General features: G+C 60.7%; 14 protein-coding genes and 1 pseudogene. 12 read left to right on the top strand and 3 right to left on the bottom strand.

Annotation, left to right across the window (positions count from 1 at the left end):
• Positions 1-4 precede the first annotated feature (4 nt).
• Positions 5-958 carry a nucleoside hydrolase gene (locus tag CU110_RS08315; RefSeq protein WP_084208702.1) on the bottom strand — a complete coding sequence of 318 codons (954 nt, stop codon included), beginning with the start codon at positions 956-958 and terminating at the stop codon, positions 5-7.
• A 12-nt stretch (positions 959-970) separates the two neighbouring features.
• Positions 971-1,891, bottom strand: coding sequence for a ribokinase (locus CU110_RS08310; protein ID WP_084208701.1), 921 nt, complete (start codon positions 1,889-1,891; stop codon positions 971-973).
• A gap of 170 nt (positions 1,892-2,061) precedes the next feature.
• Here CU110_RS08310 and CU110_RS08305 point away from each other — a divergent pair, with 170 nt between their 5' ends.
• Positions 2,062-2,385, top strand: a complete 324-nt coding sequence (locus CU110_RS08305; protein ID WP_127735465.1) for a hypothetical protein — start codon at positions 2,062-2,064, stop codon at positions 2,383-2,385.
• A 463-nt stretch (positions 2,386-2,848) separates the two neighbouring features.
• Here the strand turns inward: CU110_RS08305 and CU110_RS17945 are convergent, their stop codons facing one another.
• The gene (locus CU110_RS17945) at positions 2,849-4,513 is read right to left on the bottom strand and encodes an NAD(P)-dependent oxidoreductase (protein ID WP_346427190.1); all 1,665 of its coding nucleotides are present in this window, start codon (positions 4,511-4,513) and stop codon (positions 2,849-2,851) included.
• A 176-nt stretch (positions 4,514-4,689) separates the two neighbouring features.
• Between CU110_RS17945 and CU110_RS08295 the strand changes: the two genes are divergently transcribed.
• The 11 genes and pseudogenes from CU110_RS08295 to tolB all read left to right on the top strand — a co-directional run bounded on the left by CU110_RS08295 (position 4,690) and on the right by tolB (position 13,571).
• Entirely contained in the window at positions 4,690-4,914 is a 225-nt protein-coding gene (locus CU110_RS08295) for a zinc ribbon domain-containing protein (RefSeq protein ID WP_084208698.1), read from the top strand.
• 77 nt (positions 4,915-4,991) lie between these two features.
• Entirely contained in the window at positions 4,992-6,779 is a 1,788-nt protein-coding gene (gene aspS / locus CU110_RS08290) for an aspartate--tRNA ligase (protein ID WP_084208697.1), read from the top strand.
• A gap of 122 nt (positions 6,780-6,901) precedes the next feature.
• Complete coding sequence (gene ruvC, locus CU110_RS08285) at positions 6,902-7,480, top strand: crossover junction endodeoxyribonuclease RuvC (RefSeq protein ID WP_084208696.1); 579 nt, start codon at positions 6,902-6,904, stop codon at positions 7,478-7,480.
• 110 nt (positions 7,481-7,590) lie between these two features.
• On the top strand, positions 7,591-8,232 hold the full coding sequence (ruvA, locus tag CU110_RS08280) for a Holliday junction branch migration protein RuvA (protein ID WP_127735459.1): 642 nt from the start codon (positions 7,591-7,593) through the stop codon (positions 8,230-8,232).
• A gap of 184 nt (positions 8,233-8,416) precedes the next feature.
• Positions 8,417-9,460, top strand: coding sequence for a Holliday junction branch migration DNA helicase RuvB (ruvB, locus tag CU110_RS08275; RefSeq protein ID WP_077376500.1), 1,044 nt, complete (start codon positions 8,417-8,419; stop codon positions 9,458-9,460).
• On the top strand, positions 9,457-9,906 hold the full coding sequence (gene ybgC, locus CU110_RS08270) for a tol-pal system-associated acyl-CoA thioesterase (protein ID WP_240499523.1): 450 nt from the start codon (positions 9,457-9,459) through the stop codon (positions 9,904-9,906). The genes ruvB and ybgC overlap by 4 nt, the downstream gene beginning before the upstream one ends.
• 27 nt (positions 9,907-9,933) lie before the next feature.
• Positions 9,934-10,611, top strand: coding sequence for a protein TolQ (gene tolQ, locus CU110_RS08265; protein WP_077377369.1), 678 nt, complete (start codon positions 9,934-9,936; stop codon positions 10,609-10,611).
• Between the two features lie 14 nt (positions 10,612-10,625).
• Positions 10,626-11,072 carry a protein TolR gene (gene tolR / locus CU110_RS08260; RefSeq protein WP_077376494.1) on the top strand — a complete coding sequence of 149 codons (447 nt, stop codon included), beginning with the start codon at positions 10,626-10,628 and terminating at the stop codon, positions 11,070-11,072.
• Positions 11,073-11,075: 3 nt separating this feature from the next.
• Positions 11,076-11,744 carry a cell envelope integrity protein TolA gene (tolA, locus tag CU110_RS16890; RefSeq protein WP_127735456.1) on the top strand — a complete coding sequence of 223 codons (669 nt, stop codon included), beginning with the start codon at positions 11,076-11,078 and terminating at the stop codon, positions 11,742-11,744.
• Positions 11,707-12,282 (top strand): annotated as a pseudogene (gene tolA / locus CU110_RS16885) (cell envelope integrity protein TolA); the annotation flags it as partial. The gene tolA (CU110_RS16890) and the pseudogene tolA (CU110_RS16885), both read left to right, overlap by 38 nt.
• Positions 12,279-13,571, top strand: coding sequence for a Tol-Pal system beta propeller repeat protein TolB (tolB, locus tag CU110_RS08245; RefSeq protein WP_077376488.1), 1,293 nt, complete (start codon positions 12,279-12,281; stop codon positions 13,569-13,571). The pseudogene tolA (CU110_RS16885) and the gene tolB, both read left to right, overlap by 4 nt.
• The last annotated feature ends 5 nt before the right edge of the window (positions 13,572-13,576 follow it).

Here is a 13,576-nt window from a genome sequence, read left to right as displayed (position 1 = left end):
GGGCTCAGGAAGCCTTGGCGGTCAGCACGTCGGTGATCCACTCGACGACCTGCTCACCGTTGGCATTGACGCAGACGTCGACCAACGGTGTCTGGGACCATTGATTGCCGAGGAACTCGCGTCCTTGCGGCGCGAACAGGGTCTGGCCTTCCGCCAGCCCTTCGACTTCGACGCTCAGGTGGCCACGCTCGACGGTGAACATCTCCGGCTTCATCAGCCAGGCCAGGGCACAGCTGTCGTGCGGACAGCAGCCATCGATGCCACGGGCTTCCTGGTAGAAGGCCTTGTAGAACTGATAGCTGCCGGACAGCACCTCGCCCAGGGCACCTTGCGCGACACGGATGCGCTCGACATGTGCCGGGGACAGCACGCAGCGGTGAGTGGCATCCAGGCCGACCATGGTCAGCGGCCAGCCTGCCGTGAGCACCTTGGAGGCGGCATGCGGGTCGTTGAAGATATTGGCTTCCGCCACCGGGGAGACGTTGCCGCCTTCACGGATGGAGCCACCCATCACGACCACCTGCTTGACCTTGGTGATGATGCTCGGGTCCAGTTGCAGGGCGGTTGCCAGGTTGCCCAGCGGGCCTACCGCGACGAGGGTGATCTCGCCCGGACGCGCATTGACCTGCTCGACGATGAACTGCGGTGCACTGATGGGCAGCGCCTTGCCCTCGGGCTCCGGGATATCCATGTTGCCAAGGCCGTTGGCGCCGTGGATGTGCGCCGGTGCGGGGAACTTGTCCTTGACCAGCGGTTGGGCAGCACCCTGTGCGACCGGGATATTCTGGCCCGTCAGCTCTCCCAGCAACAACGCATTGGACGTGGCGGTCTCGATGGTGACGTTGCCAAAGGTGGTCGTCATGCCGAGGAATTCGATGTCCGGATGTGCCAGGCAGATGGCGATGGCCTGGGCGTCATCAACGCCCGGGTCGGTATCAAAGATGATGGGAGTCTTCATGATGTCCTCTTGTCAGTTGCTCAATGCGTCCAGGGGGGGCCACTCCGCCAGGGCGTCAGCGACATCGCTGCTGCCCGGAATGCTGGGAGCGGCGCCTTCACGACTGACACAGAGTGCGGAGGCCGTGCTGGCGCGACGCAGACTGTCTTCGATGTTCATGCCATCGATCTGGCTGGCCAGGTAATAGCCGATGAAGGTATCGCCGGCAGCGGTGGTATCCACCGCCTTCACGCGATGGGCAGGCAGCTGGATGCGCTGCTCGCCCAGCTGATAGCAGACGCCCTCGCTGCCCAGAGTCAGCACCACCTCGGTGGCGGGCAGGCGCTCATGCAGGGCATTGAGCAGCGTGTCGACCGGTGCGCTTTCTTCCAGCTCGACCAGTTGCGCCGCTTCGCCACGGTTCAAGAACAGCACCTGGCAATGCTCCAGCGGGAGATCCAGCACTTCAGCACCCATCGGCGCCGGGTTGAAGGCGATCTTCATGCCCTTGGCATGCGCCATCTCGATGACCTTGCCAAGCGCATTGCACTCGTTCTGAAGCAGCAGCCAATCGCCCTGGGTGACTCCGGAGAACAGCTCGGAGAGGTGTTCGTCGGTGAAGCCATGATTGGCACCAGGGTAAAGGATGATGCTGTTCTCGGCGTGATCATCCACCTGAATGATGGCGTGACCGCTGGCGCTGGCGCTCAGTTCGACCTGAGACGTGATGACACCGGCGCTCTCCAATGGCTCAAGTGCCCAGCGGTCGGCATTGCCGAGACGTCCCCAGTGGGTAACATCTCCGCCTGCGCGTGCCAGAGCGAGGGACTGGTTGGCCCCCTTGCCGCCCAATACCTGACGGAAGGAGTGACTCGCCAGAGTTTCACCGGGGCGAACCAGATGAGGGACCCGGTAGACGTGATCGATATTGATGGAACCGTAGTTGTAAAGCATGCAGCCTCCTTGGGGTCGAGCATCCTAGCAAAGCCTTGGCCGCCTGTCCGCAGTCCTGACACCAAGGTCTGACCTTTTGGACATGTTTGAGCGTTGAAGCGCGAAGTCCACGTATAGGCAAGAGAAGGCGCATACTCGATTCACTTATGGAGGAATCAGGAAATCCGCCAATGCCGGGAATTCAACGTACCCCCATCACCATCAAGAAATGGGTCTGGCGCGCGCTGTTTACCAGTACCATGATCCCGTTGCTGCTGGTAGAGACGGCGCTGGTAGCGGTGTATTTCCTGTCCAACGACGAGATACGTGATGCCAATCTGAATTACCTTCAGGCGCAGTCGAGCAGTGAGTTGAATCTGGCCATGCTGCGCGAGGCCAAGAGCCTCAATCGTCAGCTGGAACATATGCAGGATCTCTCCACCGGTATGGCGGCACAGGCAAGCGGCTCGGCATGGATTCGAGCGCAGTGGCGGCTGGGCCAGCCAGAGGGATGAAGGGGATCAGGCCAGTGGCTTCCATGCCGTGCTGCCTGATATCGAGATCGATGTGCCACTGGCATTGCGAATGACGGCCATGGACCCCCTGATGCGCAATATCGTCTCGACCCATCCCGCGGTCATCCAGACCTTCGTGACGCTGGCGAACTGCTATGTGCGAATCTATCCCTATGTGGATCTCGTCGAGTTGTTGCCCCCCGATCACGATTGCCGAGACTTCTCCTTCTTCTACCTGGCCGCACCGGCCATGAATCCCGAGCGCCACACCGTCTGGACGGATCTCTATCAGGACCCCGCCGCCAATGGCTGGATGACGTCTGCCGTCACGCCTTTTTACGACGGTGACGAATTTCTCGGTGTGGTAGGCATCGACATGACCCTGGATGTCATCGTCAACCAGATTCTGGCCATGGAACTGCCCTGGAGCGGCTTCGCGATGCTCTACGATGCCAAGGGGCGCTCACTGGCGGTGCCGTCGAGGGGCGAATCTTTGCTCTCTCTGGCACCGGTCGAGCAGCCGGACGTCAGCATTCTCCAGGAGGAGGACGTGCTGCGGCCGGCGCAGATGGAGCTGTCCAGGCATCCCGTCTTCGCCACCCTGTCCGAGCAGATCCTCGGGCAGCGTCGTGGCTCTGCAAGCGTCTTGGTGAATGGTGAGCCCTTCAAGGTGGCCTGGGAGCGTCTGAGCAGCAATGACTGGATCATGTTGAGCATGGTGGAGGAGTCGGCCGTCTTCTCGCGTACCGCCGAGATCGGGCGCAATTTTCAACTGGTCGGCATGGCGCTGGTGGGCGGACTGATTCTCTTCTATCTGAGCTTCTTCCTGCTGATGAGCTGGCGCACCCACCACATCAGTCGCCATCTGTCCGTGCCGCTGGCAGAGCTCAGGGATCGCCTGCATCGTATCGGCATGGGGGCGGAGATCGAGTCTCCTGGGCAATGCGGTATCGTCGAGCTGGATGATGCCCATCATACGGCGGAAGAGATGTACCGACGTCTGCGCCAGACCCAGCAGGAACTCCAGGCCAGTGAGCGGCGCTTGCTCGACTCCCTGGAAGCCAGTGGCGACAGTCTGTGGGAGATGGATATTCCCGGGCGCATCATCCACATTCACCCCAATCTGTGGCGGATGCTGGGAGCGACAGGGCGTGAGCCGCTGGTGATGCGCGAGCTGGACTTTGATCGGCTGATCCATCCTGATGACCTGGAAGCCGTGCATGTCCTGCGTCACCGCGTGTTCACCACCTTCGGCGATACCTTCGAATGTCAGTACCGCATGCGCGCCCCGGGAGAGGAGGATCTGCGGCACATCGAAAGCATGGGCCAGCGCTGTCAGCAGGGCATGGCCTTCCCGGGGCGGTTCCTCCGGCAGGCTGTCGACGGCCAGTCCACCGAGGTGCCCACGCTTCAAGGCGGCAAGTGCAGCCTCTTCATCGATGATGCCACCGCGTGCACAGTTGATGAGCAGGGCACCGGGCTTCAGCAACGCCAGGGCCTGCTCGTCGATCAGATGGTGTGTCTCAGGCGTCAGTGGGCAGTGCAGGCTGATGACGTCCGCTTCAGGCAGGAGGTGTTTCAGGCTCGGTCGTTGAGACGTCGACTCACTGCCCGGGCGCGCGGCGAAGGTGACGCGCATGTCGAACGCCTCTGCCAACCTGCCCACGGCAGTCCCCAGCTCTCCCTTGCCGACGATCACCAGATGCTTGCCGGCCAGTTGCAGGGTGGGGCGGCCCATCAGGCAGAAGGTATTGCTGCGCTGCCATTCACCGCTCGCGACATCTCCCTGGTAGCCAGGCAGTTGTCCGGCCAGTGCCAGCATCAACATCCAGGTGTGCTGTGCGACAGAGGCGGTGCCATAGGCCGCGACGTTCATGACGCGTATGCCTTGCGCCCTTGCCGCTTCCATGTCGATGTTGTTGGTGCCGGTGGCCATGACGGCGATCAGCTTCAATGTCGGCAGGGCCTCCAGATGCTGCGCCTCCAGGCGTACCTTGTTGACCAGCACGATTTCGGCACCCTCCAGACGCTCCACGACCTGCTCGGGCAACGTGGCATCATGGCAGACAAGCCCATTGACCCGGTCCTTCAGGCGGCTGAAGTCAAGGCCGTCGCCAAGTGATGCCATGTCGAGCATCACGGCCTGCGGGGGTGTTGCCCCGCAAGGGGCCGAGCACGCTATAATGTGGCCCTTTCGCTTTGACTTGAAAGACGTTCAACTGGCCTTATTGTACGCGTTCCGAAGCTGTGCTTGAGATGTCACTCATATTGATGTCTCCGGCACGTCTGATGCAAGAAAAAACCATGCCGATCTATGAATACCACTGCAAGGCCTGTGGCCATCGGATGGACAAGTTGCAGAAGATCAGCGCCGCGCCGCTGACGGAATGTCCGGAATGCAAGACGGGCCAGCTGGAAAAGCTGGTATCCGCCGCCGGTTTCCGTCTGGCGGGCAGTGGCTGGTACGAAACGGATTTCAAGTCCGGCAGCAAGAAGAATCTGGCCGGAGGTGGCGATAGCTCGTCCTGACATCTCCAGTCGTCAGGCCCTCTGAGACAGACGCGCACCAGTGCGTCGATCACGAATTTGAGCAACAAGGAATCAACATGCGCAGCCACTATTGCGGCAAACTGAACGAGACCCTGATCGATCAGGATGTCACTCTGTGCGGGTGGGTGCACCGCCGTCGCGACCACGGTGGCGTCATCTTCCTCGACATGCGCGACCGTGACGGTATCGCCCAGATCGTCGTCGATCCGGACACCGTCGATGCCTTCGCCACTGCCGACAAGGCGCGCAGCGAGTACGTCCTGCGCATCAAGGGCCGTATTCGCATGCGCCCGGAAGGCACCCAGAACCCGAACATGCCGACAGGCATGATCGAAGTGCTGGCCAAGGATGTCGAAGTGCTCAACACCGCACAGACGCCGCCGTTCCAGCTGGACGACCACAACAAGGTCGGTGAGGAAGTTCGCCTCAAGTATCGTTATGTCGACCTGCGTCGTCCGGACATGATCGACAAGCTGCGCCTGCGTTCACGCATCACCCACAGCGTGCGTGCCCAGCTGGAAGCCCTGGGCTTCCTCGACATCGAAACCCCGATTCTCACGCGTGCCACGCCGGAAGGGGCACGTGACTATCTGGTGCCGAGCCGCACCTATGCCGGCAGCTTCTTCGCGCTGCCGCAGTCTCCGCAGCTGTTTAAGCAGCTGTTGATGGTCGCCGGTGTCGATCGTTACTACCAGATCGCCAAGTGCTTCCGTGACGAGGATCTGCGCGCCGATCGTCAGCCGGAATTCACCCAGATCGACCTCGAGGCCAGCTTCGTCGACGAGAAGGACATCATGGGCATGACCGAGACCATGATCCGTGGTCTCTACAAGGAAGTGCTGGATGTCGAGCTGGGCGACTTCCCGACCATGCCGTATTCCGAAGCCATGCAGCGCTTCGGTTCCGACAAGCCGGACCTGCGTATCCCGCTGGAGCTGGTCGATGTCGATGACCTGATGAGCGGTGTAGACTTCAAGGTCTTCTCCGGCCCGGCCAAGGATGACAAGGGCCGTGTCGCCGCGCTGCGTGTGCCGGGCGGTGCCAGCCTGTCACGCAAGGAAATCGACGCCTACACCAAGTTCGTCGGCATCTACGGTGCTAAGGGCCTGGCGTGGATCAAGGTCAACGAGCGTGCCAAGGGCATCGAGGGTCTGCAGTCGCCGATCGTCAAGTTCATGGAAGACGTCGTGGATGACGTGCTGGACCGCTGTGGCGCCGTCGATGGCGACATCGTGTTCTTCGGTGCCGACAAGTCCAACATCGTGGCCGAGGCCATCGGTGCGCTGCGCGTCAAGCTGGGCGAAGACCTCAACCTCTACACCCGCGAATGGGCACCGCTGTGGGTCGTCGACTTCCCGATGTTCGAAGCCGATGCCAACGGCCGCCTGAGCGCGCTGCACCACCCGTTCACCGCGCCGTCCTGCACCCCGGAAGAACTCAAGGCCGATCCGGAAGCGGCACTGTCTCGCGCCTATGACATGGTCATCAACGGCACTGAGCTGGGTGGCGGTTCCATCCGTATCCACGACCAGGGCATGCAGCGTACCGTGTTCGAAGTGCTGGGCATCGGCGAAGAGGAAGCGGAAGAGAAGTTCGGCTTCCTGCTCGACGCGCTCAAGTTCGGCGCGCCGCCCCATGGTGGTCTGGCCTTCGGTCTCGACCGTCTGGTCATGCTGATGACCGGCGCCAAGACCATTCGTGAAGTCATCGCCTTCCCGAAGACCCAGAGCGCTGGCTGCATGATGACCGACGCCCCGGGGGAAGTCAGCGGTGAGCAGCTCAAGGAGCTGAACATCCGTCTGCGTCAGAAGGTCAAGGTTGAAGAGGAAGGCGGTCAGGCCTGATCCAGCAGGCAATGACAGTGTCGCACCGCCTTTTTTGTGGCATTGTGGCTGGTTATATACACAGTAAGCACGAAAGACGACAGGGATGGAGAGGCAATGAGTGTGAGACGCGAGGCGGTGGCATGATCATTCTTGGCATTGATCCGGGGTCACGCCTGACCGGTTACGGCGTACTGGACGTCTCGGCGGCTCAGCCCCGCTATGTGGACAGTGGCTGCATCCGCATGTCCCAGGTCAGCCTCGACCAGCGGTTGGCGCAGATCTACGCCGGTATCAGTGAAGTGATTGCCATGCATCGCCCGGCGGAGTTCGCCATCGAGCAGGTCTTCATGTCCAAGAATGCCGACTCCGCGCTCAAGCTCGGTCAGGCACGTGGGGCAGCCATCGTGTGTGCGGCGAACCACGGCCTGCCGGTATCAGAGTATGGGCCGCGACAGATCAAGCAGGCTGTCACGGGGTCCGGTGCAGCAGACAAGGCCCAGGTCCAGCATATGGTGACCCATACGCTCAAGCTGTCTGCAACGCCTCAGGCGGATGCCGCGGATGCTCTGGCCATCGCGCTGACACATTGCTTTGCACGCATGCGACTGACCCCGAGCGGCGCGCAGCTGGAGGCGTTGGGCCTGGGGGCGGGTGCAGGGCGCAAGAGTACCCGCGCACGACGCAGCAGTAGCTGGCGTGACTTTGAGCCGGGCAAATGAGGTGTCTGACTGTCAGATTCATGCGACAAAATCGTCGTGACACTCGGACATGCCGCCTGCACGTTATCTTTGGTAGGCTTGCCCGCATCGCAACAACCCGTGCCCGAAACATGATTGGACGTCTGACCGGGCGTTTGCTCGAAAAGCAGCCGCCTCATCTGGTACTCGATGTACAGGGTGTGGGCTATGAACTTGAAGCCTCCATGAATACCTTGCTGGGTCTGCCGGCTGTCGGGGAGGACTGTCAGCTGTTCACCCATCTGGTCGTGCGTGAAGACGCCCAGTTGCTCTATGGCTTCGGCAAGGAGCCGGAGCGTCGTCTGTTCCGGGAATTGATCAAGATTTCCGGGGTCGGGCCGCGCCTGGCGCTGGCGATTCTCTCGGGAATGGAGCAGGCCGATTTCATTCGCTGCGTGCACGACGAAGACAGTCGGGCACTGACTCGCTTGCCCGGCGTCGGCAAGAAGACGGCGGACCGCCTGATCATCGAGATGCGCGACCGGCTCAAGCATTGGACGATTCCGCAGGACGATGGTCTGTCGGAAATGGCGCGCGCTTCGCAGCCACAGCCGCCGGTTACCCATCCCCTGGCCGACGCCGAAGCCGCTCTGGTCGCGCTGGGCTACAAGCCGGTCGAGGCGGCCAAGATGCTCTCGGGACTCGAGACAGGTGCCTCCACGGAAGCCCTCATCAAGGCGGCGTTGGCCCGCAAGATGGCCAGCTGCCAGCTAGCGCACGTGTCTCGTGCCTGATAGCGTGAATGACAGAATAGGCACGATCTGATTGGATTTATTGACTAGGGAATGGCCGGCGACTGGGGTAGAAAGTGCGCGCTTGATTGCATTGGCGCAAGATCATTTCACTGCCTCGGTCAGACCACCTCTCGCCACATGATTCATGTCTGCAGCATGAGTCATCAGGAGTTGAGCAAGCATCATGATGGAGTCGGATCGACTGATCTCCGCGGCCACGCATGATCCGGAAGAACGGATCGATCGCGCCAATCGGCCGCGAACGCTGAATGAGTATATCGGTCAGCCGATCGTGCGCGAGCAGATGGAAATCTTCATCAGTGCCGCTCGCGGTCGTGGCGATAGCCTGGATCACACCCTGGTATTCGGGCCCCCGGGACTTGGCAAGACCACTCTGGCACACATCATTGCCAGTGAGATGAGCGTGGACATCAAGTCGACGTCCGGACCGGTTCTGGAGCGGGCAGGTGACCTGGCCGCCATGCTGACGAATCTCCAGGAAGGCGATGTACTGTTCATCGACGAGATCCATCGCCTGTCACCGGCGGTCGAGGAAGTGCTGTATCCGGCGATGGAAGATTATCAGCTGGATATCATGATCGGGGAGGGCCCGGCTGCCCGCTCGATCAAGCTGGAACTGCCACGATTCACTCTGGTGGGGGCGACGACCCGGGCTGGTCTGTTGACCGCGCCCCTGCGAGATCGCTTCGGCATCGTTCAGCGCCTCGAGTTCTACGATATCGAGTCGCTGACCGGTATCGTCTCGCGCAGTGCGAAGCTGTCAGGCATGGAAGTGGAGATGGATGGCGCGCGCGAGATCGCACGACGCTCGCGAGGGACGCCGCGTATCGCCAATCGGCTGCTGCGGCGGGTGCGTGACTTTACCGAGGTGCGCGGCGATGGCCGTCTGACGCTGGATGTCGCGGACAAGGCGCTCAACATGCTCAATGTGGATAGCCACGGGCTGGATCATATGGATCGCCGGTTGCTGCTGTCGATGATCGAGAAGTTCGATGGCGGGCCCGTCGGTGTGGATTCGCTGGCGGCCGCCATCGGCGAGGAGCGCGATACCATCGAAGATGTGCTGGAGCCCTATCTGATTCAGCAGGGCTTCATGATGCGAACGGCGCGTGGGCGCGTGGTGACCAGTTCCGCCTATCAGCATTTCGGCATCACACCGCGTGAGACCCAGGCGCGTCTGACGCCGGGTGGGCAGGAGGACGCATGATGTCGTCTCTGCAGACATCCAGACCCGGCGAGGAAACGTTGACTGGGCAGACGGGCGATTTTCATCATGCGGTGCGGGTCTATATCGAGGATACCGATGCGGGTGGCATCGTCTATTACGTCAATTACCTGCGCTTCATGGAGCGCGCACGCAGTGAATGGCTGCGCGCACGTGGCTATTCCCAGCAGACACTTCTGGAGCGCGGTATCCAGCTTGTCGTGCACAGTGTGGCCAGTCGCTATCATCGTCCTGCGAGACTGGATGATCTGCTTCAGGTCACGGCAACGGCAGGTGAGTTGCGTGGCGCGCGCCTTGTCTTTCATCAACAGGTGATGAAGGACGGGGTGATGTTGAGTGATGCCGAGGTGGTGATTGCCTGTGTCGATGCCAGCACATTGCGTCCGCGTCGATGGCCCGTGGAATTGCTGAGCGCTCTTGAGGTCTGAGAAAGAGGGATTTCCGTGGAAGATTCGATGTCGATCATTTCGCTGTTCGCGAATGCCAGCCTGGTGGTGCAATCCGTCATGTTGCTGCTGTTGGCGGCTTCCATCGCCTCCTGGGTAGTGATCTTCCAGCGGGGGATGGCATTGTCACGAGCGAAACAGGCGTATACCGCCTTTGAAAAGCGTTTCTGGTCCGGAGTGGATCTCAATCACCTCTACCGTGAATTGCCCAGTGAAGAAGAGGCGACGCCGGGTGCTGCAGGCGTCTTCCGTGCAGGCTTTCGTGAGTACAGTCGTCTCAAGCCCAAGTCCAGCAATGCCGATGCGGTGATGGACGGCGTTCAGCGCAGCATGCGTGTCACGCTGTCACGCGAGGAAGAACGTCTCAATATCCATCTTCCGTTCCTGGCCACCGTCAGCTCCGTAAGCCCCTATGTGGGTCTGTTCGGGACGGTGTGGGGCATCATGGGCTCTTTCCAGGCACTGGGGACTGCACAGCAGGCCACTCTGACCACTGTCGCTCCCTGGATTGCAGAAGCGCTGGTCGCTACCGCCATGGGGCTTTTTGCCGCGATTCCGGCAGTCATCTTCTATAACCGTCTGGCCAGCCGTGCCGATCAGCTGCTGGGCCGTTATGAAGACTTCGCCGAAGAGCTTCACTCCATTCTGCATCGCAATCTGCACGGCCGTGGCAGCAACGACGCCTGAAAGGAGAGTCGAGCATGAAAGGACCTTACAGCCGGGGGCACAAGCGCAAGCTGTCCTCTGAAATCAATGTGGTGCCCTTCATCGATGTCATGCTGGTGCTGCTGGTCATCTTCATGATCACCGCGCCGATGATGACCCAGGGGGTACAGGTCGAACTGCCCAAGGTCACCTCCAAGCCCATCGACAATCCTGATGACGTGACACCGCTGATCGTCTCGCTGGATGACAGCGGCAACTACTACATCGATCTGGGCTCTGATCAGGACAAGCGGACTCCCGTCGCCCTGGATGACCTGGGCAGCAAGGTGGCCGCCATCGTGTCGGAAAAGCCCAAGACACCCGTGCTGGTCAAAGGCGCCAAGACAGCGCCATATGGTGATGTGATGGGGCTGATGAGCACTCTTCAGGGGGCGGGCGTTCCCAATGTCGGGCTGATTTCAGAACCGCCGAACGAGGGCTGATGGATGAGTCAGCCGGAAATCGAAAAGCGGGCAGGCTATGGATTACCCGTCGTGCTGGCCGTGGGTCTGCATGTGGTCATCCTGGTACTGACCCTGGTGAGCTGGCCTGAGTCCGAGCCGGATCAGAGCAGCACGACCATCGTCAACGCGACGCTGGTCAGCACCGAAACGACGACCAATCAGCCCCAGCAGGCCAAGGCCAGCAAGGCGCGGGATGCCGCCGAAGAGGCCGATGAGCGTCAGAGCGCCAAGGAGGAGGCCTCCCGGGAAGCGGAGCGCGCTGCAGAACAGCAGAAGAGTGCTGCGCGCGCGAAAGCCGCGCAGCTCAAGGCAGAGCAGGCCAAGACTGCCGAGCAGGAGAAGGCGGCACAGGCCAAGGCGGCTGAGCAGTTGAAGGCGGAGCAGAAAGCGGCTGCCGAGGCGGCAGACAAGGCCAAGGCAGATGCAGCGCGTCGGGCGGAAGAAGCCAAGGCGATTGCGCTTGAGCGCAAGAAGGCTGAAGCTGAAAAACAGGCCAAGGCAGACGCCTTGAAGAAGGCGGAAGCCGAAAAGGCGGCCAAGGCCAAGGCGGAAGCGGAGAAGGCCGCCAAGGAAAAGGCAGCCGAGGAAGCGCGCAAGAAAGCCGAGGCGGAAAAAGCCGCGAAGGCCAAGGCAGAGGCTGAAAGAGGCTGAAAAGGCGGCCAAGGCCAAGGCGCAGGCTGAAAAGGAAAAGGCAGCCAAGGCAGCCGCCGAGAAAGCAGCGAAGGAAAAGGCGGCCAAGGAAAAGGCAGCGGAAGAGGCTCGCAAGAAGGCAGCCGCGGAGGCCGCGCGCCAGAAGGCGCTTGCCGAGAAGGCAGCACAGGCATCTGCCGGGTCACTGGATAGTCTGATCGACAGCGAAAGTGACGCCATCAGTGGCGCCAAGCAGGCCGCACAGGCGGCCAATGGCTTTGAGAGTCTGCTCAAGAAGTATGTCGGGCAGAACTGGAATCGGCCTTCAGGTACCGTACCCGGCATGACGGTGACGCTGCGCGTCTCATTGCTGCCGACAGGGGAACTTGTTTCGGCTGCGGTCAGCAAGAGCAGTGGCAATGCCGCCTTTGATCGTTCCGCGATTCAGGCGATACAGAAAGCAGCACCGTTTACCGAGATGCAGGACCTGCCGGCTTCAGCCAAGAGCCAGTTCCGCAACTTCAATCTGTACTTCAATCCAGAGGACCTGGGCCGATGAGACGAGTGACTACATGGATGATGGCAGCCGCCATGCTGGTCGTGACCAGCATGGCGCGAGCGGACCTGACCATCGAGATCACCAAGGGCAATGACAGCGCGACGCCGATCGCCGTGGTGCCGTTCGAGAACCTGACGGGGGGAAGTCTCCCTCAGGATCTGGCCCGTATCATCTCGGATGATCTGGCGCGCAGCGGCCAATTCGAGCCGATCAAGCGTGACAACCTGATCGCGCTGCCGGGGACTACCCAGGATGTCTTCGTCAATGACTGGAAGCGCCTCGGCGCCAGCTATCTGGTGGTCGGGCAGGTCAAGAATGCGAGCAGCGGTGGCTACAGCATTCAATACGAGCTGATGGATGTGCTCGGGAACAAGCGCATGCTGGGAGAAGTCATCACGGGCAGTGATGGCCAGTTGCGTTCGCGCGCCCATTACATGAGTGATGAAATATTTGAGGAAATCACTGGAATTCGCGGTGCTTTCTCGACAAAAATCGCCTACATTACCGCCAATGGCGTGGGTGACAACATTCGTTTCGCACTGTATGTTGCCGACTCGGATGGCCATGGTAGTCAGGAGATTCTTGCATCCGATGAACCGATCATGTCTCCTGCATGGTCGCCGGATGGAAAGAAACTGGCGTACGTGAGTTTCGAATCAGAACGGCCTGCGATTTATGTTCAGGAGCTGGGAAGTGGTCGTCGTGCCAAACTGACCGGTTTCCGTGGCATCAATGGTGCTCCGGCCTGGTCTCCGGATGGCCGCAAGTTGGCGATGGCATTGTCAAAGGATGGTCAGCCCGAGATTTATGTGATGGATATCGCGTCACGCAAATTCCAACGTCTGACCAACAATCCTGCGATCGATACCGAGCCGGACTGGCTGCCGGATGGCAGTGGCATGGTCTTCACGTCTGATCGTGCCGGCTCGCCGCAGATCTATCGTCTTGATCTTTCCGGTGGTACTGAACGCGTGACGTTTACCGGAAACTACAATTCCCGTGGGCGTGTGTCGCCCGATGGGGAAACCCTGTTCATGATCAATCGCTCGGGCAATGGTTATCAGGTTGCCAAGCAGGATCTGAAGAGTGGTCGAGTGACATCCCTCACGGATACTCAGTGGGATGAATCTCCAAGTGTTGCACCGAATGGCACTATGGTGATATATGCCACTCAGCAAGGAACCCGTGGGGTCCTGGGCGAGGTCTCGGCAGACGGAAGAGCACAATTTTCCCTGCCGTCACCACAAGGCGAAGTGCGTGAACCTGCGTGGTCGCCGTTCCTGAACTAAACCAC

Origin of the sequence: Cobetia sp. ICG0124, assembly GCF_004006355.1 — a bacterium.
Lineage (GTDB): Bacteria > Pseudomonadota > Gammaproteobacteria > Pseudomonadales > Halomonadaceae > Cobetia > Cobetia marina.
Note: the sequence above shows the minus strand (reverse complement) of the source record. Positions and strands in the feature narration are given on the sequence as shown.